The sequence below is a fragment of the Chitinophaga sp. 01L420 genome (assembly GCF_056399985.1).
The window spans coordinates 46,654-67,143 of the sequence record NZ_JBFTSK010000046.1 but is presented as its reverse complement, the minus strand read 5'-3'; the positions used below and the strand labels follow the sequence as shown (position 1 = coordinate 67,143).

At 46.0% G+C, this 20,490-nt stretch carries 19 protein-coding genes; 8 read left to right on the top strand and 11 right to left on the bottom strand.

Annotation, left to right across the window (positions count from 1 at the left end):
* From nfi to AC1DP6_RS30015, 3 genes are read right to left on the bottom strand one after another with little or no spacing between them, the layout of a single operon-like run.
* Window positions 1–690, bottom strand: coding sequence for a deoxyribonuclease V (gene nfi / locus AC1DP6_RS30025; RefSeq protein ID WP_477058191.1), 690 nt, complete (start codon window positions 688–690; stop codon window positions 1–3).
* A gap of 24 nt (window positions 691–714) precedes the next feature.
* Window positions 715–1,923: a DUF763 domain-containing protein gene (locus tag AC1DP6_RS30020; RefSeq protein WP_477058190.1), complete on the bottom strand. Its 1,209-nt coding sequence runs from the start codon at window positions 1,921–1,923 to the stop codon at window positions 715–717.
* 22 nt (window positions 1,924–1,945) lie between these two features.
* Window positions 1,946–2,611: an MgtC/SapB family protein gene (locus AC1DP6_RS30015; RefSeq protein WP_477058189.1), complete on the bottom strand. Its 666-nt coding sequence runs from the start codon at window positions 2,609–2,611 to the stop codon at window positions 1,946–1,948.
* 132 nt (window positions 2,612–2,743) lie between these two features.
* Here AC1DP6_RS30015 and AC1DP6_RS30010 point away from each other — a divergent pair, with 132 nt between their 5' ends.
* From AC1DP6_RS30010 to AC1DP6_RS30000, 3 genes are all read left to right on the top strand, one after another.
* Window positions 2,744–2,941, top strand: a complete 198-nt coding sequence (locus tag AC1DP6_RS30010) for a hypothetical protein (protein WP_477058188.1) — start codon at window positions 2,744–2,746, stop codon at window positions 2,939–2,941.
* A gap of 74 nt (window positions 2,942–3,015) precedes the next feature.
* Window positions 3,016–3,258, top strand: a complete 243-nt coding sequence (locus AC1DP6_RS30005) for a hypothetical protein (protein WP_477058187.1) — start codon at window positions 3,016–3,018, stop codon at window positions 3,256–3,258.
* A gap of 141 nt (window positions 3,259–3,399) precedes the next feature.
* Complete coding sequence (locus AC1DP6_RS30000; RefSeq protein ID WP_477058186.1) at window positions 3,400–5,172, top strand: ABC transporter ATP-binding protein; 1,773 nt, start codon at window positions 3,400–3,402, stop codon at window positions 5,170–5,172.
* A gap of 175 nt (window positions 5,173–5,347) precedes the next feature.
* On the opposite strand, the gene AC1DP6_RS29995 is transcribed toward AC1DP6_RS30000, so the two are convergent.
* Window positions 5,348–5,821, bottom strand: a complete 474-nt coding sequence (locus tag AC1DP6_RS29995; protein ID WP_441575080.1) for an acyl-CoA thioesterase — start codon at window positions 5,819–5,821, stop codon at window positions 5,348–5,350.
* Between the two features lie 30 nt (window positions 5,822–5,851).
* Window positions 5,852–8,341, bottom strand: a complete 2,490-nt coding sequence (locus tag AC1DP6_RS29990) for a TonB-dependent receptor (protein WP_477058185.1) — start codon at window positions 8,339–8,341, stop codon at window positions 5,852–5,854.
* Window positions 8,342–8,689: 348 nt separating this feature from the next.
* On the opposite strand from AC1DP6_RS29990, the gene AC1DP6_RS29985 reads away from it, so the two are divergent.
* On the top strand, window positions 8,690–9,448 hold the full coding sequence (locus AC1DP6_RS29985) for a DUF695 domain-containing protein (RefSeq protein WP_477024581.1): 759 nt from the start codon (window positions 8,690–8,692) through the stop codon (window positions 9,446–9,448).
* A 255-nt stretch (window positions 9,449–9,703) separates the two neighbouring features.
* Here AC1DP6_RS29985 and AC1DP6_RS29980 read toward each other — a convergent pair whose 3' ends face one another.
* Window positions 9,704–9,865 carry a DUF1328 domain-containing protein gene (locus AC1DP6_RS29980; RefSeq protein WP_477024582.1) on the bottom strand — a complete coding sequence of 54 codons (162 nt, stop codon included), beginning with the start codon at window positions 9,863–9,865 and terminating at the stop codon, window positions 9,704–9,706.
* Between the two features lie 323 nt (window positions 9,866–10,188).
* On the opposite strand from AC1DP6_RS29980, the gene AC1DP6_RS29975 reads away from it, so the two are divergent.
* Both AC1DP6_RS29975 and AC1DP6_RS29970 read left to right on the top strand, forming a co-directional pair.
* Complete coding sequence (locus AC1DP6_RS29975) at window positions 10,189–11,937, top strand: hypothetical protein (protein WP_477058184.1); 1,749 nt, start codon at window positions 10,189–10,191, stop codon at window positions 11,935–11,937.
* Between the two features lie 39 nt (window positions 11,938–11,976).
* Entirely contained in the window at window positions 11,977–13,041 is a 1,065-nt protein-coding gene (locus AC1DP6_RS29970; RefSeq protein ID WP_477058183.1) for an NAD(P)H-dependent flavin oxidoreductase, read from the top strand.
* On the opposite strand, the gene AC1DP6_RS29965 is transcribed toward AC1DP6_RS29970, so the two are convergent.
* Genes AC1DP6_RS29965 through AC1DP6_RS29950 form a run of 4 tightly spaced genes read right to left on the bottom strand, consistent with a single transcriptional unit; the run spans window position 13,038 to window position 17,747 of the window.
* A complete protein-coding gene (locus tag AC1DP6_RS29965) occupies window positions 13,038–13,589 on the bottom strand; it encodes a putative glycolipid-binding domain-containing protein (RefSeq protein WP_477058182.1) in 552 nt (183 codons plus the stop codon). The genes AC1DP6_RS29970 and AC1DP6_RS29965 overlap by 4 nt on opposite strands.
* A gap of 3 nt (window positions 13,590–13,592) precedes the next feature.
* Window positions 13,593–15,887, bottom strand: coding sequence for an FdhF/YdeP family oxidoreductase (locus tag AC1DP6_RS29960; RefSeq protein WP_477058181.1), 2,295 nt, complete (start codon window positions 15,885–15,887; stop codon window positions 13,593–13,595).
* Window positions 15,880–16,728, bottom strand: coding sequence for a formate dehydrogenase accessory sulfurtransferase FdhD (fdhD, locus tag AC1DP6_RS29955; protein WP_477058180.1), 849 nt, complete (start codon window positions 16,726–16,728; stop codon window positions 15,880–15,882). The genes AC1DP6_RS29960 and fdhD overlap by 8 nt, the downstream gene beginning before the upstream one ends.
* 8 nt (window positions 16,729–16,736) lie before the next feature.
* Window positions 16,737–17,747 carry an NADP-dependent oxidoreductase gene (locus tag AC1DP6_RS29950; RefSeq protein ID WP_477058179.1) on the bottom strand — a complete coding sequence of 337 codons (1,011 nt, stop codon included), beginning with the start codon at window positions 17,745–17,747 and terminating at the stop codon, window positions 16,737–16,739.
* A gap of 149 nt (window positions 17,748–17,896) precedes the next feature.
* Here AC1DP6_RS29950 and ypfJ point away from each other — a divergent pair, with 149 nt between their 5' ends.
* The gene (gene ypfJ, locus AC1DP6_RS29945) at window positions 17,897–18,763 is read left to right on the top strand and encodes a KPN_02809 family neutral zinc metallopeptidase (protein WP_441575070.1); all 867 of its coding nucleotides are present in this window, start codon (window positions 17,897–17,899) and stop codon (window positions 18,761–18,763) included.
* 89 nt (window positions 18,764–18,852) lie between these two features.
* Here the strand turns inward: ypfJ and pncB are convergent, their stop codons facing one another.
* The gene (pncB, locus tag AC1DP6_RS29940; RefSeq protein ID WP_477058178.1) at window positions 18,853–20,028 is read right to left on the bottom strand and encodes a nicotinate phosphoribosyltransferase; all 1,176 of its coding nucleotides are present in this window, start codon (window positions 20,026–20,028) and stop codon (window positions 18,853–18,855) included.
* Between the two features lie 63 nt (window positions 20,029–20,091).
* Here pncB and AC1DP6_RS29935 point away from each other — a divergent pair, with 63 nt between their 5' ends.
* Complete coding sequence (locus tag AC1DP6_RS29935; RefSeq protein WP_477058177.1) at window positions 20,092–20,487, top strand: hypothetical protein; 396 nt, start codon at window positions 20,092–20,094, stop codon at window positions 20,485–20,487.
* Window positions 20,488–20,490: the final 3 nt, after the last annotated feature.

The following is a 20,490-nucleotide window of genomic DNA, read 5'->3' as shown; positions in this document are numbered from 1 at the left end:
TTATAGCTCACTCCACCCCGCAGGAATTTCTCCCAACCGGAATTGATTCACCGCATTATGCGCCAGGCGCGTAGGTTCTGGCAGCCGGTACCCTTGAATGCATTGTTGTAAGATATCGAGGCTACCGGCAACATCCGTCAGGTGACCCGGAGATACAAAAATCGGTTTGACTTTATTTTTGCTGCGCAATACATAACCCAATACCCGCCCCTGTTTATCTGTCAGTGGCGTATGGCTGCCTTTCTCCGGTGCAGGTTCTTCATAATTACCGAACAGCTTTTTCTTGGCACTGCCTATCGTGGGCTGGTTGGTCAGTACACCAAAATGTGTGGCAATGCCCATGCGCCGGGGATGCGCAATACCATGACCATCTACTACTAAAATATCTGGTTTTACTGGAAGCTGCTCCCAGGCATCCAGCAAGGCAGGTACTTCCCGGAAAGCAAGGAAGCCAGGCACATAAGGAAACAATACTTCCTTTTTTACGAGGCTATAACCAACGGGCGTAAGCGATGGAAACTTTAGTAATACAATGCCCGCATATACGGTGGTACTGAATTTATTAAACGAAATATCAGCGCCTGCTATGTAATTTACCGGGCCCTGATAAGGAATAATCTGTATTTCGGATTGCATTTCCCGCTGAATACGGGTGGCTTCTGGTACCGTTAACTCATTATAGTTGATCATGAATGCGGCTGTTTATGATTCCATTCAGAAAAGCTTTAGCTGATCACCGTTCTTTGGTGGGGTTGGTTTTACAGCCTTCCCAAAAACAGTTCTGCCGCCGTATCGCCAGGAGTCTTGTCGTTCCTGTTCTACGACTTTGTCAAAATTGGTATTGGGCTCAAAGTCCTTTTCTATTTGCTGGGAGAGGGCAGACAGTTTGCGTATCGCATCCTTCTTATCCGACTCACCTATTTTAGCCTTATGCAGGGCTTCCTTGAGCGTATGAATGGTTTCATCGTAAATCCTGGTAGGTACCGGGAAGGGATGACCATCCTTACCTCCATGGGCAAACGAAAACCGGGCCGGGTCTTCAAACCGGGAGGGAGTGCCGTGTATTACTTCGCTTACCAGCGTGAGTGACTGTAACGTCCTCGGACCTACGCCTTCCAGCATCAGCAGGGCTTCAAAGTCGGCTGGATGGGTATCATGCGCCAGTGCGAGCACACTGCCCAGTCTTTTCAGGTTCACATTTTCTGCTCTCACATCGTGGTGAGAAGGCATCAACAGGTTGCGTATTTCCGGCAACAGGTGTACGGGCTTTTCCTTTGTCAGTTGGAGAATACCTGATTTGGTAACGTTGGCCTGCAGATCAGTCAGGTTCAGGATCTGTCCCTGGTTACGTCCGTAGATAAAAGTGTGAGGCGCTTCTGTAAACGATTTAAAGGCAGAAGAATGCCAGTGGTAACGCCTGGCCATACTGCTGGCATCATTCATTCCCTGTTGTACCACTGCCCATTCGCCTTCATCAGAGAGGATGAAAGAATGCAGGTATAACTGGAAGCCATCCTGTATGGCGGTATTGTCTACTTTGGCAGTGAGCTTACTGCTATACACCAGCTGATCTCCCGGCAGGCCGGTTTTATGCGCAATGGCGGTCAGTTCCGCTGGCGTTTGTTTGCTGTGGCGACCTTTACCACCACAGATATAAATACCCAGTTCAGCTGAGCGGGGATTAATGGCTTTCTTTAAAGCCCCCATTACGCTGGTGGTTATTCCTGAAGAGTGCCAGTCCATACCCAACACACAACCCAGTGCCTGAAACCAGCAGGGATCGCTAAGCCGCTTTATCACTTCCCCTTTACCGTAGTCGGTCACAATGGCCTCTACAATAGCGCCGCCCAAAAGGCTCATGCGCTTTGCCAGCCAGGGTGGTACCTGTCCATAGTGTAAAGGCAGATCTGCATGTGATGGCATATCAAATTAATTAAGAAGATGGTTACAATGGATTCGCCTGCACCTGGTACTGAAAGATATTTGCATTCTGTAGCAAAAACTCATCTAACTTTTCCATTTTGCTGCGGTGGCCCCGCACTGCGTAATTTACTTCTATGATATTTTCCTTCCGCGTTACCATCAGTTTTCTATATTTCAGATGGAACCCCTGTAGGATATTGTCAACATCCATGTGTGGAAATTTCTCTTCATAAAAGTAAAGTGTGTAGAGACGCTTATCATTTACTTCCGCAATTTTTCTTTCCAGTATTTCCAGTGTCACCAGTACGATCAGCGAGCCCACCAGAGCGGCTATAGCCAGCCAGTACTGGCTCATCCCAACCGCCATTCCAATCGCGGCAGCGATCCAGATAGCCGCTGCAGTGGTAATACCATCGATCGTATAATCTCCTTTGAAAATTACACCTGCACCGATGAAACCCACACCAGTAAGGATGTTGGAGGCTACACGGTCCGGAGAATTGGGGAATCCCAGTTCTGCAGAAAGTATCGTAAATACCGCACTGCTCATACATATCAACGTCATGGTGCGCATTCCTGCAGCTTTACGTTTATATTCTCTTTCCAGTCCCAGTAATGCTCCCATAACCAGTGCTATCAGCACTTTCAGGATCTGATCTTCTTCTATGACCTGCAAAACATGCTTCATACAGTGAAAATATATTATTACAAATGTACGCGTTGGCACAATTCTTTCCTGTAAGAAAAAGTGACAGCTATTTAAACTGTTTGTCCTGATGAGTGTTATGACTACAGTTACTAACCATAAATTTATTTCATAATGGAACCCTTTTTTTACAAGACTTGTGTGGTATTATGTATAGCCGGAATGCTCAGCATTTTTCTTTTTGCCTGCAGCGGCTCTAAAGAAGCTGGCAGGGAAGCTGATTCTGCTGCGGTGTCTATCCCTAAAGTCGATAGCACCAGTGTGATTCCTGTTGATACCACCAAGACCAGGCCCGATACCGCCCGGTTATAATCAATGATCCTGTTTAAGGTGTGACTTTGTTAACTATACGAACCTGATTTACTTCACCCTTAAACAACGGTATTATGAAAAAAGTCACGAACATGTTCATGCTGGCCGGAGTAGTAGCATTATTCCTCGCAGCATGCGGCAACGGCAATAAGCCGGCATCAGATTCAACGGTCACTGTAGAAGATACAGCAGCCCTGATAAATCCAGACACCGTTCCGGCAGCGCAAGCACCACCCGGGGCTATCAATCCCGGGGAAGATTCATCCCGTTTCGGCACAGGCGCCGGGGATTCTTCCAAAAACAAACCGCGGCGTTAAATTCGCAGCATGACGCCTCCGGCGTTTGTTTTTCTGCAAAAAGAGAAACAAACACCGGAGGCGTTATAAATTTTATACCACTTTTTGCAATATATTTGGATACACTTCGTCTACCTCTATTAACAAAGACTTATATCCGAAATGCAAAACGACCTTACATCCACCTCACCCAAAAAGCCCATTAAAGTGGCGTCCCTGAAAAAAACATTCCGCCTGTTCCGTTATGTTAAACCCTACTGGCCAGAATTCGCACTGGGCCTGCTTTTTCTCTTTATTTCCAGCCTGGCTGGACTGGCTTTCCCGAAATTATTGGGCAACCTGGTAGATCCTGGCAGTAATACGCATCTGATTAATGGCATGAATAAGGCCGGCGTCATGATGATTGCCGTACTGATAGGGCAAGCTATTTTCTCCTTTTTTCGTATTGTATTATTTGTAAATGTAACAGAGAAAACGCTGGCCACACTCCGCCAAACCATTTATAGTCACCTGATCCGGCTGCCAATGAAATTTTTCCTGGAAAGAAGGGTGGGAGAGCTGAGCAGTCGCATCTCATCTGATATTTCCCTGTTGCAGGAAACATTCACCACCACCCTGGCCGAATTTATCCGGCAAATGATCATCATCATCGGAGGAGTAGTCATATTATTGATTACCTCTCCTCAGCTGACCGCCTTTATGCTGGCCATTTTGCCGGTAATGATGGTAGGTGCCGTATTTTTTGGAAAGTTCATCCGCCGTTTTTCCAAAGAAGTACAGGAAAAGGTAGCTGCTTCTAATACGGTGGTGGAAGAAACGCTGCAGGGAATCCTGAACGTAAAAGCATTCGCCAACGAATTTTTTGAAATAGCCCGTTATCGTCAGCGGACCAATGAAGCTGCCACTATTGGGATAAAAAGTGGTAAGTATCGCGGCGCTTTCTCTTCTTTTATCATCATGGGTATTTTCGGTGCGCTGGTAGCGGTGATCTGGAGAGGGGTCGCCATCGGCATGCCCACATCTTCCCTGTTATCTTTTGTGCTGTATTCCCTTTTCATAGGCGGCTCTATCGCTGGTCTGGCAGAGGTATATACCAACCTGCAAAAGAGCATTGGGGCAACGGAACATTTGCTGGAAATACTTGATGAACCAGCAGAACCCATCACACCGGTAACGGAAATTGCACAGGAAAATCAGCTGGATGGGCAGATCAGTTTCCGCAATATCTCTTTTCATTATCCTTCCCGTCCGGATCTTTCCATCATGAATAACGTATCATTTGATGTATATGCCGATCAGAAGGTAGCATTGGTAGGCCCTAGTGGCGCCGGTAAAAGCACCATTGTATCCTTACTGTTACGCCTGTACGATCCGGTGAGCGGCAGCATCCTGTTCGATGGTAAAGAAAGTACATCTTTCCCTTTATCACAGCTGCGTTCGCAAATGGCAGTGGTGCCACAGGATGTATTCCTTTTTGGTGGTACGATCGCTGAAAATATCGCCTATGGTAAACCAGGTGCCAGCTTTGAGGAAATGGAAGCCGCAGCAAGACAGGCCAATGCCTGGGAATTCATACAGCGGTTCCCGTTAGGACTAAACACAGTAGTGGGTGAAAGAGGCATACAGCTTTCCGGCGGACAGCGGCAACGCATCGCCATCGCGAGAGCGGTATTGAAGAATCCCCGTATCCTGATCCTGGACGAAGCTACATCTGCACTGGACTCCGAATCAGAAAAACTCGTGCAGGATGCATTGGATAAACTGATGGAAGGACGCACCTCTATCGTTATTGCACACAGACTCGCCACCGTAAGACAAGCCGATAAAATTATTGTGCTGGACAAAGGGCATATTGTAGAAGAAGGTACACACAGCGAGTTGATAGGCCTGGATGGATTGTACAGAACACTCAGCGATATGCAGTTTGCGAGTTAAGCTTTTAGCCATTAGCTGTTAGCTGTTAGCAAATGCAGCGGATAAAGATGAGTGAAGATTATATAATATCAATAAAGAAGCCCTTCCGTATACCGGAAGGGCTTCTCCTATTAAAATATATCTTCATCTCCGCTGCATTTGCTAACAGCTAACAGCTAACAGCTAACAGCTATCTCTACATATACGGTTTCATTTCTTCATCAATATCCTTACGTAAATCCATCAGTTTTTTCGCATAGCCTTCCATGCTGATTTCACTGGCGGTTTGCGGGATCCACTTAGGCACTGTCACTGTTTTACCGGTATCATCTACGGCTGCAAAAACCATCACGCAGTGAGTAGTCTTTGTTTTTTGCTGTTGTCGTGGATTGCCGGCAAATACATCAATGGAAATATGCATGCTGGTGTTGCCGGTATAAATAATTTTAGCGTTGATTTCCACCAGGTCTCCTATAGAAATAGGCTTAAAAAAACGAATACCTCCCACATAAATCGTAACAGCATATTGTCCGCTCCAGTTGGCCGCACAGGTATAACCTGCCTGGTCAATCCACTTCATAACGGAGCCTCCATGTACCTTTCCGCCGAAGTTTACGTCTGATGGTTCGGCCAGGAAACGGAGGGTGATAGTGTGATAAATAGAATCCATAAGTGTTGTTTACGGACTACAAATTACGAATTAAAAATTATCACCTCCGCCCATTTCACCATTGTTTTCTTTTGACTTGTTATTCTTCCTTTTGAACAGGTTGGTGTCCATTTTGCCGAAACGCCAGGTAGCATTCAGTTTCAGCTCACGGGTAAGACGTTTACGGTAGTTTTCCTGCTCTGAAAAAGGGGTGGTGGTATAAGAAAGATTACGGTCGGTATTGAAGATATCACTGATGCCAAGCGAAATAGACAGAGCTTTGTTTTTCAGCATATCTTTTTTGATCGCTGCATCTGCAGACCATTTCGGCTCTCTTTCTCCCTGTGGCATAATTTGTTTGGACTCATATTCCGCACTTACCTGGAACGTGAGGTTCCAGGGCAGTTTAGTGTTGCTGTTTAATTTACCGAACCAGGTAATCCCCTGATTGGATAAGTTACTACCATTGCTGGTGGCATCGATCTTTGTCTGAGCGAGGTTGATGTTGGTAGTCAGATCCCAGCTCTTGGTCAGTTGACTTCTCAGGGTAAATTCTGCTCCGTAGGAATTCCTCGTGCTGGCGTTGATAGGATACTGGAGCAATACATGCTGCACCTGTCCGTTCAGATTAAGGGTGGTATCTACATAAAAATCGGTGATGGCATTGGTGGTATTGCGATAGTATAAAGATATCAGCAGGTTATGTTTATGCGCAAAATCTTTCAGGTAAGACAGCTCAAAGGAATTGGTGAATTCAGGCTTCAGATCCGGATTGCCGGTGCTGGCGCTTTGGCCGCTATAGTCGATCGTAGGCAGTAGGTCCCTGAACCAGGGACGGCGTATACGGCGGCTGTAATTCAGTTGTACTTCGTTATCTCCCTTGAATTTCTGTGATAGGAAAACGCTGGGGAAAAAGCTTACCGGGTAGCTGATCTTATAGGAAGATTTTTGTCCCAGTCTTGTTTCACCATCGTAGTTAGACTGCTCTGCTCTTAAGCCTACCTGGTAGCCGAAATTATCTTTGGCGCCGGTATAGCTTACGTAGCCTGCATTGATCTGTTCCTGGTAATGGTAGCTATTGGAGAGGGCAGAGTCCAGGGTGAATGTACCGGAAGGATAATTCTGTCCGTAGGTATTCGTGAAGTTATCAAATTGGCGGGTGTTGCTGCGCAATCCCATTTCAATTTTGGATTTTTCAGTCAGCGGTCTCACATAATCCAGCTGCGCAGTAAGATAGGTCGTTTTGCCTTCGCCGCTGCCATTGCGTATTTCAGGCTTCTTGGGATCGTAGATCGGCTTGCCCGGGAGGTCGAAATATTGCAGTGAATAGTTAGAACTGTTGTCACCTGTAGCATAGTTATATGTGAAGTCGGCGGTCAGTTCTTCACCTTCTCTCGCAAAGGTATGTTTGTATCCCAGCTGCGTGGTGTAGTTACGGAAGCCGTTCAGTGTATTGTCGATACCGGTTCCATACCGCACTTTCTGTTGTTTGGCATCCAGCTCATTCACTGTTTGCTCATTGTATTTATTAAAGTTGCCGCCGGTAATATTCTCTGAAACAGTAATGGTATTGCGGTTATCAATGAACCAATCGAATCCTATACGGCCAGTCTGAAATTTGCGATAGAAGTCACCGTCTTCCAGTTGTTCGGTGTAGGTAGTGGTATCAGCACCTATATTTTTTCTGTACAGGCGGCTGGTCATCGGTGATTTACGGTTGCGGACATTGTAGTTGATGAAGAAATTAAATTTCTCCTGACGCAGGTTGAAATCAATGCCACCATTGGTGCTGCCAAGGGAGGTAGCGCCCGCGCTGATCACACCGTTAATGCCTGCTTTTTTATTTTTTTTCAGCACGATGTTTAAAATACCGCTCATGCCTTCTGCGTCATATTTGGCAGAGGGATTCGTCACTACTTCAATATTCTGAATTGCATCTGCAGGGATCTGATCCAGCGTGAGGGTAGAAGGGCGGCCATCAATAAAGATGGTGGGCGTACCATTGCGAACGGTGACGTTGCCGTCAATGTCCACGTTTACAGAAGGCACCTGTTTTAATACATCTGTGGCAGTACCACCAATGCTCGACAGGTTTTTATCTACATTAAATACCCTTTTATCTATCGCCATGGTAAAGGCAGGTCTTTCGCCTACTACATTTACTGCAGCCAGTGATTTTACATTTGCTTTCAGCTTTACATTACCGATATCAATGCTGCCGGTTTTAGCAGAAAGGGCAGCGACTTTATAAATCGTTTCATATCCGATAAAATTAAACTTGAGGATATATTTGCTGAGGGCAATATTTTCGAAAATGAAATCTCCGTTTGTTTTGGAGAGCATTCCTGTCTGCACGGAAGAATCCGGACGTAACAATGCCACAGATGCGTACTCAATAGGTTTGCCGGTTTGTGCATCCAGGAGTTTACCATAAATAACACCGGTGCTGGTGGAGGCAGCCTTCCCTCCGGGTTGTTGCGCCATAGCGGTAAAACAACATAACAATAGCCAGCCTGTAAATAACGATACAATTTTTCTCATAATAGCTTCCAACAATTTATAGCCCTGTAAAATTAGTTTTTATGAATGAGGAAACACCCGTTTTTGGGATGAAAGGTCGAATGGAACCCTTTACAGTCCGATGTTTCAACTACAGAATTGAGCAGGATTCTTTGTGGTAGCAGGTTGCAGAAAGATTGGGTAAAAATACCCCAAATGTTAATTAGTGTTAAGCCCTCCTTATATCCGGCGTAATTGTATGGAGGCCAACGTAAAGCATACGCTAAATTTTGTGGATAAAAAAGGGTTCAATACAAGTTTATCTTTTCCGTTGTAACGGAGAGCAACGTATCTTTACAGCCAGCTGTTGCGTTATTTTAATTTTTTTATATGCATAAGGATTACCGCCCGGACTGGGATATTTATACGTGCCATATTGAAGAAAGTCCAGCAGTAATAGGCCTTGACCTTGATCTGAGACGATTTGCGCCATTAAAGGAAAAGCCCAATGCCATATATATAACAGTATATCTTAACAATCCACGTGAGGACGGATTCCCGCAGAACGATGAATTTGCCATCATGGGTGAAATTGAGGACAGTTTGGTAGAACAGTTGCAAACCAGGCTGGATGCGCATTTTGTAGGCCGTACTTTTTCCAATGGTGTACGTGACTTTTACTTCTATGCGGGTACTACATTGCTGCATGATAAATTCATTGCAGATGCAATGATTAGTTTCCCGGATTACAGGTATGATTACGGTGTGAAGGAAGATAATAACTGGGAGTTATATTTCGATTTCCTCTTTCCTGACGTATACGAATTTCAACGTATACAAAACAGGAAAGTTTTACGTATGCTCCGGCAGCACGGTGATGCTTCTGAAAAAGAACGTCCAATTGAACACTGGATTCATTTCAGAACAGAGGAAGATAAGATCGCCTACTGGGAACATATTAAAGAAAATGGCTTTACACTTGCCAGAGAAGATAAAACAGATAACCCGGAGTTTCCTTATAAACTATGTATTTCCCGCCCGGACAAAGCCAGCGAGGCAACGATAGATAGTGTAGTGATGAGTCTCTGGGAACTGGCACAACAAGTAAACGCAGAATATGATGGCTGGGAAACCAGTATAATGAAATAGCTTTTAGCGGTTAGCTTTTAGCTTTTAGCAAATGTTATGTTGGACATCGGCATATGATCCTCAACATAACAATTGCTAAAAGCTAACTGCTAAAAGCTGTTGTCCAACATAACATTTGCTAAAAGCTAAAAGCTAACTGCTAAAAGCTGTTGTTCAACATAACATTTGCTAAAAGCTAAAAGCTAACTGCTAAAAGCTGTTGTTCAACATAACATTTGCTAAAAGCTAAAAGCTAACTGCTAAAAGCTATCACAGCTATTTTCTCAGCATCCCTGCCAGTAAAGAAATTGCAAATAACACCAGGAAAATAAAGAACAGGATCTTGGCAATAGAAGCCGCACCTGCTGCGATACCACCAAACCCAAATACGGCGGCAATGATGGCTACAATAAAAAAGATGAGTGCCCAGCGTAACATAAGTAGATGCTTTTATGGTGAACAATTGGTATCTGTAACTTTCTTATAAGTCATTCGTTCAATTTTTTATACAATTATCATTCCGCAAGAACAATATTTGCAGTAGTTGCAATTCCAGTTTTTTTCAATATAATTGTTGCCTGCTGCTAGCCTTGATGAATTATTTTAAAATATGGCCTACACTAACTGTCTTCTGCTGGCTTATTAGCCTGCATTGTCCTGTATTGGTATCTGCAGAAGGACTACAGTCCCCGCATTCAGGGGATACAATCCCGCATAAAGGTAGTGGCCTGTTTAAAAAAATCGGTGAATACCGCGATTCCATGCGCAATAAGGAGTACCGCCAAACACTGATTAAGCGTATTACCAGGCAGGATGAACCCGTGCGCTCCAACGATAATGACAGTACTATTATTAAAAGTGAGGCATATTTTACCCCCTTTGCGGGCAAAGTGATCAGAAATATCTACTATAGGAAGGTAAAAGTATTTGGTCCCAGCAACATCAATGATACCACCTTCTCCACCAGCATGAAATTAATTCACCTGGCCAACCGCCTGCATTATGACTCCAGAGAATGGGTAATCAGGCAATCATTGTTTTTCAGAGAGAATCAAATGCTGGATCCCTTTGAGATGGCAGATAATGAACGTTATCTTCGTAACAGACCTTTTATCCAGGATGCCCGATTATATATCCGAAACATGGATGGCGACTCCCTGGATGTGGAAGTCGTAACAAAAGACCTCTTTGAATATGGCGTTGATCTGTCACAATTCAGCGCAAAGGATATTCGGGCAAGTGTGTCCAACAACGATCTGTTCGGGGCAGGCCAGGGCCTTAAAGTAGGTATGCAATGGCGTTCTGACTATTCTCCTACCTGGAATACCGAAGTACGCTATACGAAATATAATTTTCTGGGATCCTTCGTCGACATGACCGTAGGGTACACTACCCTGAACAATTATGCCCAGTTGGACACCAATTCCTTTGAAGGGGCCGTGTTTATTAATTTAAACAGACCCCTGTACCGTAATGCAGCCAAGCTGGTAGGAGGTTTCGCCATGTCCAAAAACTGGTCTATCAATATCAGGGGAGCTATACCTTCAGAAGGAGACAGCATTTTCAGGGATTATAACTACACTGTCATAGATGGTTGGATTGGTTATAACTTCATTAATCACTATAAACATGATGGCACCATCGGCAGTAAACCCAACTTCGCCGTGCTCGCCAGGCACTATAATTTATCTTTCCAACGAAAGCCGGATCAGCTGAGGTATAAAGACGATCCCCTTTATAACGACCATCGCCTTTATCTCCTGGAGTTACAGGCATATCGGATTGATTATTTCAAAGCACATTATTTCTTTGGTTTTGGCCGTACAGAGGATATCCCCCTTGGCTACAATATCAGCGGCACCAGCGGTTGGGAGAGCTGGAAGGGCCGCAGGCGGCTGTATACAGGTTTGGAAGCACAGAAATTCTGGACCACCAGGCATTACGGGCTTTTTAATACCACCATCGGGTTGGGCACTTATTGGTTGAAATCCGCAACAGAAGATGCTGTTATACACGCCAGGCTGGAGTATTATAGTCGTTTGATCAATCTCCGCAAAGCACGTTTCCGGCAGTTTTTTAATATTGATTATCTGGGTACTCCTAATCCATTCTTTAATAAGCCGCTTAACATCAATATGGAATACGGCATATGGGGCTACAAGAACACTACCCTGAATGGTTTCCAACGATTAAACCTGGGTTCAGAAACGGTGTATTACAGTCCGCTTAAACTACTCGGTTTCAAATTTAATTTCTTCACAGCCCTGCAGGCGTCTGTGCTCACCAAAAACAACGATGACCTGTTAAGAAATCCCATGTATCTCGGTATAGGTGGTGGTTTCAGGGTACGTAACGAAAACCTCTCACTGAATACGATTAAAGTATCCGGTTACTACTATCCGAATGCACCGGATCCTATGAAGAAACTGATGCTGGAGATCACCACCATCGTGGATTTCCGTTTCGATGTTTCTGCATTGCGGGCACCTACTGTCCTGAATTTCCGGTAAGCGAAACTTCCGTATTTTTATAGTACTAAATTGTTGGTCATGGAATGGAAGAATGAATTAACCCGCCTGTTAGGTATTACTTATCCATTGATACAGGCACCGATGTTAGGTATCACAACTCCCGCAATGGTAGCAGCTGTGAGCAATAGCGGCGGCCTGGGGTCTTTGCCGGTGGGAGGTTTGCCTCCGGAAAAAGTGACAGCGTTGATCCGCGAGGTAAAAGCACTCACGCAACAACCGTTTGCTGTCAACCTGTTTACCTACGAACCCGCTTCCTGGCATGACCGCAAAGTTTTTGATGACATGCAGGATTTCCTCCAGTTCCTTTGTGGGGCCAATGGTTTGGCCGCGCCACCAGTGAACTTTGACAACGTTCCCTATTATTCATGGAAAGTGCAGTTGCCCGCGCTGATAGCTGCGGGTGTTAAATACGTGAGCTTTACTTTTGGAATGCCGGATGCCGAAGGATTTGCGTTGCTGAAGGAGCATAAAATCTGGCTCATGGGAACGGCCACCAGCGTGGAAGAAGCGGTTGCCCTGAAAACTGCCGGAGCAGACGCCATCATTGCCCAGGGGATAGAAGCGGGTGGACATCGTGGCTCTTTTCTGCCCGGGGAGCTGCCAAAGACTGGCACCATGGCGTTGGTACCACAGGTGATTGATCGTGTACGCATGCCCGTTATTGCTGCAGGAGGTATTATGGATGGCAGGGGAGTTGCTGCTGCAAAAATGTTGGGCGCTGCGGCCGTACAAACCGGCAGTATTTATCTGCGTGCCCACGAAAGTGCCGCTACGCCTGCGCATAAAGCTGCCCTGGCCGGTATAACGGATACGGATACACTACTTACACGCGCATTCTCCGGTCGCTGGGCCAGAGGAGTCCGCAACACCTTCATTACAGAAGTAGAGGCCTCGGGCCTGCCTATCAGTGGGTATCCTTACCAGGATGTGCTCACCCAGCCCATTCGCAAAGTGGCCAGGGAGCTGGATAATACAGCGTTTATAAATATGTGGGCAGGACAGGCTGCCGGCAAAGCCAGGGCCTGGAGTACGGCAGATATTTTTGCAGAACTGGTGCGGGAAACGGAATTGTTGCTGCCCTAGTAATAGATACGTTTAAAGATCCCCGGATAATCTTTCATAATACTGTTTTCATCAAAAGGCAGATCTGCCTTGAAGTCAGTCATTACATTATCGTATTGGTATTCCTGCTGTCCAAGTCTTGTGTAGCGCTGTTGTACTTTCTGTAATTCAAACTCAGGTAATTTGATATAGAGAATGTCCAGCATCATGCTTTCGTTGGCTTCAAGTTGCAGTCGCTTTACCGGCAACGTATTGGTAAACGGTGTAAGTGAAATATCAATGTCGATGCAGTTATCAAAAGCATCAATATGGTTATTGTCTTTATCGAACCAATGACCGTGGAGGTCAGACGTAAGCCGCAGCTCTGTAGGCGATAAGCCATTTTGCCGGATATAAAAAGACGAGACCTGCCAGGTTGGGGTAATCGCTATTTCATAATGAATACAAAATGGTTGTTCCTCTCTAACTCCGTTGATGTAGCCGGAAGCCAGCTTGCCCTGTGCATTGTCCTGCAGGGTGAAATATTCCGTAGCCGGCCATTGTACCGCCTGCCATATGATGGGTTGCATGCGCTAGTTTTTTATATTCGAAGATTTTATTTTTATGATCACGAGTTTGGATGTCGGTGTATTGCTTTTTGCAGCCACACTGTCTACCGGCACCAGTACATTCGTTTCCGGAAAGTAAGTAGCTGTGCACTTTTCCGGTATATGGAATGATACAATAATGAAGCCATAAGCTACACGTTCCGTTTGACCGTGATAGTTATATAAATCTACGATGTCTCCCGGATGAAAGCCCGCTGCAGCGATATCCGCAGGATTCATAAATATCACCCGTCTTTCGTGGTATACGCCCCGATAGCGGTCATCTAAACCGTAAATCGTTGTATTGAACTGGTCGTGGCTACGGATGGTCATCATCATGTATTCATCGATGGCCAATGGTGTTGTCAGTACCGCCGCTACGTTGAAATTAGCTTTTCCGGTAGAGGTATTGAACTGTCCTTTGCGTGCGCCATTTGGAAGATAGAAACCGCCGGGATGTCTTACTCTTTTATTGTAATCATCGAAGCCGGGAATCACTTTTTCGATAGCATCACGTATAGCATCGTAGTGAAGGGCATACTTTGCCCAGGGAACACGTGATTCCTCGCCAAACAAGGCAGTCGCCAGTTCACAGACAATCGCCGGTTCACTTTTTAAGGCGGAAGATACCGGCTGCAGATTGCCTTTGGACATCTGTATCACGCCCATAGAGTTTTCGCAGGTAACAAACTGTTGCTCGTTTTGCTGCATATCTTTATCGCTGCGTCCCAGGCAGGGCAGTATAAGTGCTTCTTTACCATGCACTACATGACTGCGGTTTAATTTCGTAGATACGTGTACGGTAAGATCGCAATTGCGCAGTGCCTGAGCAGTATACAGGGTATCCGGTGTGGCGGAAAGGAAGTTGCCCCCCATGGCCATAAATACTTTTGCATCGCCACGATGCATGGCATTAATGGCTTTTACCACATCATAGCCATGCTCCTGCGGGGGCTGAAAACCGTATACAGACTGAATTTTTTCCAGCAAAGCAGCGGAGGGCTGCTCGTAAATGCCCATGGTCCTGTCGCCCTGTACATTGCTATGGCCACGTACCGGGCAGGTGCCGGCGCCAGGCTTGCCTATACTGCCTTTCAGCAGTAAGAGGTTTACCACTTCCCGGATGGTATCCACGGCATTTTTATGTTGGGTGAGCCCCATGGCCCAGCAGGCAATGATCTTCTTTTTATGGAAAAGTGCCTGGGCGGCCTGTTGTATCAGTTCCGGCTCAGCACCACTATCTGCCATCAGTTGCGACAACTGTTGTGTTTTCAGGTGTGCGATATAAGCTTCAAATCCCTGTGTATTGGCGTCAATAAACGGCTGGTCAAATACGGTGCCCGGTGCAAGTTCTTCCTGCTGTAACAGTAGCAGCGCCAGGGCTTTCAGTAACGCCATGTCACCGTTTATTTTTACCTGCAGGAAAATATCTGTCAGGTGCGCCTTTATATTCAGTACCCCTTTTACGGTTTGTGGATTTAAGAAATTCAGCAAGCCGGTTTCCCGTAACGGATTAACGGAAATGATGGTAGCGCCGTTTGCCTTTGCCTTCTGTAACGCAGTAAGCATGCGGGGATGATTGGTACCTGGATTTTGTCCCAGGATAATAATCACCTCTGCCTCATAAATATCTTCCAGTGTTACAGATCCTTTGCCTATTCCGAGAGATTCACCCAGGGCCACACCGCTGGATTCATGACACATATTGGAACAGTCGGGGAGGTTGTTGGTACCATATTCCCTTACCATGAGCTGGTACAGGAAAGCCGCTTCATTGCTGGTTCTGCCGGAGGTATAAAAAATGGCTTCATCCGGCGAAGCCAGTTGATGAAGGTGCCGGGCAATCAATTGATAGGCATCTTCCCAGGAGATGGGCGCATAATGAGTGGCATCCGGTGCCAGGTACATGGGCTGAGCAATCCTGCCTTTTTTACCTATCTCATAATCCGTTAATAATCCCAGGTCATCGATACTATATTGTGCGAAGAAGTCGGGTGTTAGCTTTTTGGTAGTAGCCTCTTCAGCTACGGCTTTAGCGCCATTTTCGCAGTATTCTGCAATGCCGGATCTTTCATCGTCCGGATCAGGCCAGGCACAGCCCGGACAGTCAAATCCATCTTTCTGATTCAGTTCCAGTAAGGCTTTCATGCCACGGAAGGCATTCATTTCTTCCAGGATATGCCGCATGCTGGATACAACGGCAGGAATGCCCGCCGCTACTGTTTTCGGAGGCCCCAGTTTAATACCGGTAAACCGGACCGGATTTTCTGCACTATCCATGGGTGGTGATATTTAATTTGAAATCAATTCTTTCCGGGCCGCTGTAAATATTGAATCGTTGTTCTTTTAAGAAGCCCAACAAGGTGATGTTCCATTGCGCCGCCATTTTTACGGCCATGCTGGAAGGAGCGCCTATGGCGGCTATTACAGGTATTTTCGCCATCGCTGCTTTTTGAATCAGCTCAAATCCGGCGCGGCCACTTAATAACAGTAAATGATTTTTTAAAGGCATTAAATGCTGTGCCATGGCGGCGCCTATAATTTTATCTACCGCATTATGGCGACCTATATCTTCTCGTAGTATCAGCAGATGTCCGTTGTTATCGAAGAGCGCGGCAGCATGCAATCCGCCGGTAGTATCAAATAGCGCCTGTTCATTTCTTAACAGCGCAGGGAGACCGAATAAGCTGTCTGCAGAAAAACGAATATCGTTATCATTAACGGAAACGGCTGTATGAATAGCGGAGATGGCCGTTTTGCCGCAAACGCCGCAGGCGGCGGTAGCCGTAAAGTTGCGGGCAGTATTGCCTAATTGCGCGGCTACGCCGGGTTTCAGGTGTACCGTAGCAATATGGTCTTCCTTATCTTCCGACAAAATTATTTCCTGGATATCTTCCTGACCGGAAATAATACCTTCTGTAAAGAGAAAGCCGGCAGCCAGTTCCATATCTTCCCCGGGCGTACGCATGGTAACGGATATGTTTTGCTGCCGGCGGTTATGAGAAGGCCCATGCACCAGTCTTATTTCGAGTGGTTCTTCTGCAGCCAGTGTATCACTCGTGTCGGTGAAACTTTCTACGGCTACTTTTCTAACGCGGGTATGAACAATCGCATTTGTCATACTCAAAATTACACTTTCACTACCATCTTACCACTGTTCTTGCCTGAAAATAATCCCAATAGTGCATCGGGTAGCCGATCAAATCCTTCTTCTACTGTTTCCGTGTATTTTATCTTGCCCGCCTTCACCCATTCAGATAGTTGTTTTACGCCTTCCCCGAAACGGGTGGCGTAGTTACCAATAATGAAGCCTTGCATCAATATGCTACGGGTAACCATAACAGGCTGGATACGAGGACCTACGGGTACTTCTGTTGCATTATACAATGCAATCTGACCGCATAGCGGCACCCGTGCGAAGAAGTTGAGATGCCTGATAACAGCATCTGAAATGTCTCCACCTACGTTATCAAAGTAGATATCTACGCCATTGGGACAAGCCGCAGCCACGGCGGCGTCCATGTCTGCATTGCCTTTATAGTCAATGGCCGCATCAAAGCCAAAGGTATCTGTCAGCAGTTTAATTTTCTCCGCTCCGCCGGCAATGCCTACTGCGCGGCATCCCATTATTTTGGCTATTTGCCCTACTATAATGCCCACGGCGCCGGCAGCACCGGAAACTACCACCGTTTCTCCTGCTTTAGGCTTACCTATATCCACCATACCAAAGTAGGCAGTTAAACCGGGAACACCCAATAGCCCAAGGTAGTAGGTGAGGGGAATGCTGCTATCTATTTTCCGGAGATGATTAGCCGGGAAAATAGCGGCGGTTGCCCAGGGCAGAAAAGGACGGGGGCCGCTACTCATCACTGTTTCGCCAGCTTTGAAGTGGTCATCTTTGCTTTCGATTACTTCCGCTACACCTCCGCTTTCAATGGGTTCGCCCACCTGGAACGGAGGAATATATGATTTGGCATCGTTCATACGGCCACGCATATACGGATCTACTGAAAAATAGAGCGGTTTTACCAATACCTCACCAGGCATAAGTTCAGGGAGGTTGGTTTCCTCCATTTTGAAATCAGCAGCCTGGGGTAATCCTTTGGGGCGGGCAGCGAGCAGGATCTGTTTTATTTTCATACACGGAGGTATTTAGACGTAAAGAAAAGCAATGAATAATTAACAGGCAAAAAATGCTTTTGTTTAGGAGGAGGGAAAAGTGGGTGAATACATATGAAAAATGTACATTCGGGTTGAGAAACTTCACCACTTAATTTTAAAATCTATTTATGCGTCTTGATGATGAAGAAATGAGCGACAACGTCGAGAAACGTTCCGGTGGCGGCATGCGCAACATTGGTATCGGCGGCGGTATTGGCGGCATTATCATTATAGTGCTGGCGATGCTCTTTAAACAGGACCCGCAACAGGTAATGCAGGCAGTACAACAGGTGCAGGGCTCCGGAGAGGGGCAGGGCGGTACTGCCGAAAAGCTCACTAAAGAAAATGCATCACCATTTGAGGTGATGTCTTCCAAAGTGTTGCGCAGTACGGAAAGGGTCTGGAAGTTGGAGTTCCAGCAAAAGAACAAGACTTATGAAGTGCCCCGCATGGTGTCTTTTGAAAAAGGTACTGAATCCGGTTGTGGTTTCGCGGAATCTGCCATGGGACCGTTTTACTGTCCTGCAGATCATCGGGTATACCTGGATGTTTCATTCTTTAACGAACTGGAACAACAATTCGGTGTAAAAGGCGACTTTGCCAAAGCATATGTTATCGCACACGAGGTGGGCCATCACGTGCAGAATCTGTTGGGAATCAGCGGAAGAATGCAGGCGATGCGCTCCCGGTTGAGTGAGAAGGAATATAATAAGTTATCCGTCATGCTGGAACTGCAGGCCGATTTCCTCGCCGGGGTATGGGCTTACCGTGCCAACCAGATCAAGCCATTCCTCGATCCGGGTGATATTGAATCCGGTTTGAACGCTGCCAGCGCCGTAGGGGATGACCGTCTGCAACAGGCGAGCACCGGGCAGGTGGTACCAGATGCCTTTACACACGGCACTTCCGCACAACGGATGTTCTGGTTTAAAAAAGGTTTTGAATCCGGGGATGTTTCCCAGGGGGATACCGGTATTGGGCTAGGGTCGTGGTAAGAGGAAATTACGAATTAGGAATTTGTGGGTAGACAGTAACAAATGACCAACAGTTGCCTATCTACCCACAAATCCGTAATTCGTAATTCCTAATTCGTAATTCCCTGCAGCGTCTCTATCGCCTGTTCAATCATTTTTTTGTCCCCGGTATATTTCCCGCTCACATCTGACAACTTCACTACGGGTGTCCATCTGGGCGCATCTTCCGGTAGGGCTTCATACATTTTAATCACAATATTCAGGGCCGGTAACCCCACATCATTGGTGAAATTGGTGCCAATACCGAACGACATGCCTATTTTCCCCCGGCAATAGCTGGCGATGCTAGCTACCTTTTCATAGTCCAGACCGTCTGAGAAAATAATGGTTTTGGTGAGCGGATCTACTCCCTTTCCTTTATAATGGGTGATGGTGCGGTCGGCAAACAGGATCGGGTCTCCACTGTCGTGACGCACGCCATCAAACAGTTTGGCGAACTTTTTGTCGAATTGCTCGAAGAAGACAGGCGTGGTATACGTGTCAGATAAGGCAATACCCAGGTCGCCCCGGTATACCTGTACCCAATTTTCCAGTCCGAGCATATTGGCCATCTTAAAGCCGTATTTGGCGGCATGGAACATAAACCATTCGTGCGCATGTGTACCCACCGGCTTCACACCGTTGCGCATAGACAGGTGAATATTGCTGCTGCCGATAAAACAGCCCTGCCCATAGTCCCGGAGCGTTTTTACTACCAGTTTATGCACGGCCAGCGAATGCCTGCGTCGTGTGCCGAAATCGGCAATAGTAATACCCATTTGTTTGTATTTCTCAATTTTCTCACGGGTAATCCGGATCACTTCTTCATCAGCGACCCGTTGTTGTCCGGTTAGCTGGTAATACAGTTCGCAGATAAGAGACATCAGCGGCACTTCCCATAAAATGGTTCTATACCAGTAACCATCTGCATGTACCTCCAGTTCTTCTCCATGTTGTGTAATATGCACTTCTGTTGGATTATATCGATAGCCCTGCAGGAAGTCCAGGTAGGTAGGATCCAGGTAAGGGCAGGTAACTGCGAGGTATTGTTTTTCTTCGGCAGTAAGCTGCAGGTGTTGCATATTATCCACTGCCTCTCTTAATGCTTCCGCAAAACCGGGAGGAAAGGAATGCTTACCACGGTTAATAAAAGTATAACGGGCACGAGCCTTCGGGAATAATTTTATAACGCCATGTTGCATGGTGAATTTATAAAAGTCATTATCGAGGATAGATGTCAGAATCATTATTTGCTGTTTAGATTCACAATAAAATTATATTTTTGTCTTTAAATCATATTGTTAGTTACCATGCAGAATATTAAAGTAAAGTGGCCCCTTAACCCACATGAAACCGTACTGTACAAAGTAAACGCCGTTTATCTCAAAAGTACCTGGCAGGCCAAACAAGGCGCCATATGCCTGACCAACGAGAGGATTGTGTTTGAAACAAAGCCAATGATGATGTTTATGTTATTCGGCATTATTGGCTGGCTGCTTACAAAGAACAAAAAAACCGATGAATTCCAACTGTCTGATATTACCAATTTCCAAAGAGGTAAACAGGGATTCAACAAAAAGGTAGCCGAATTTGACCTGATTGACGGTAAGAAGTATCGTTTTGGACTTACCGGTAAATGGGAAGATTTTGATCTCGCTTACCAGAAAGCCATATTGGATGTACAACCGCTTTTCAGTGTGAAATAAACG

Coding starts and splice junctions, on each gene's coding strand:
- AC1DP6_RS29970 (WP_477058183.1), top strand. CDS start 11,977: ATGGAATGGAAGAATGAATTAACCCGCCTGTTAGGTATTACTTATCCA.
- AC1DP6_RS29935 (WP_477058177.1), top strand. CDS start 20,092: ATGCAGAATATTAAAGTAAAGTGGCCCCTTAACCCACATGAAACCGTA.
- AC1DP6_RS29950 (WP_477058179.1), bottom strand. CDS start 17,747: ATGAAAATAAAACAGATCCTGCTCGCTGCCCGCCCCAAAGGATTACCC.
- AC1DP6_RS30000 (WP_477058186.1), top strand. CDS start 3,400: ATGCAAAACGACCTTACATCCACCTCACCCAAAAAGCCCATTAAAGTG.
- AC1DP6_RS30020 (WP_477058190.1), bottom strand. CDS start 1,923: ATGCCATCACATGCAGATCTGCCTTTACACTATGGACAGGTACCACCC.
- AC1DP6_RS29960 (WP_477058181.1), bottom strand. CDS start 15,887: ATGGATAGTGCAGAAAATCCGGTCCGGTTTACCGGTATTAAACTGGGG.
- nfi (WP_477058191.1), bottom strand. CDS start 690: ATGATCAACTATAATGAGTTAACGGTACCAGAAGCCACCCGTATTCAG.
- AC1DP6_RS29990 (WP_477058185.1), bottom strand. CDS start 8,341: ATGAGAAAAATTGTATCGTTATTTACAGGCTGGCTATTGTTATGTTGT.
- AC1DP6_RS29995 (WP_441575080.1), bottom strand. CDS start 5,821: ATGGATTCTATTTATCACACTATCACCCTCCGTTTCCTGGCCGAACCA.
- AC1DP6_RS30005 (WP_477058187.1), top strand. CDS start 3,016: ATGAAAAAAGTCACGAACATGTTCATGCTGGCCGGAGTAGTAGCATTA.
- AC1DP6_RS29985 (WP_477024581.1), top strand. CDS start 8,690: ATGCATAAGGATTACCGCCCGGACTGGGATATTTATACGTGCCATATT.
- AC1DP6_RS29975 (WP_477058184.1), top strand. CDS start 10,189: ATGCGCAATAAGGAGTACCGCCAAACACTGATTAAGCGTATTACCAGG.
- fdhD (WP_477058180.1), bottom strand. CDS start 16,728: ATGACAAATGCGATTGTTCATACCCGCGTTAGAAAAGTAGCCGTAGAA.
- ypfJ (WP_441575070.1), top strand. CDS start 17,897: ATGCGTCTTGATGATGAAGAAATGAGCGACAACGTCGAGAAACGTTCC.
- AC1DP6_RS30015 (WP_477058189.1), bottom strand. CDS start 2,611: ATGAAGCATGTTTTGCAGGTCATAGAAGAAGATCAGATCCTGAAAGTG.
- AC1DP6_RS29965 (WP_477058182.1), bottom strand. CDS start 13,589: ATGCAACCCATCATATGGCAGGCGGTACAATGGCCGGCTACGGAATAT.
- AC1DP6_RS29980 (WP_477024582.1), bottom strand. CDS start 9,865: ATGTTACGCTGGGCACTCATCTTTTTTATTGTAGCCATCATTGCCGCC.
- pncB (WP_477058178.1), bottom strand. CDS start 20,028: ATGATTCTGACATCTATCCTCGATAATGACTTTTATAAATTCACCATG.
- AC1DP6_RS30010 (WP_477058188.1), top strand. CDS start 2,744: ATGGAACCCTTTTTTTACAAGACTTGTGTGGTATTATGTATAGCCGGA.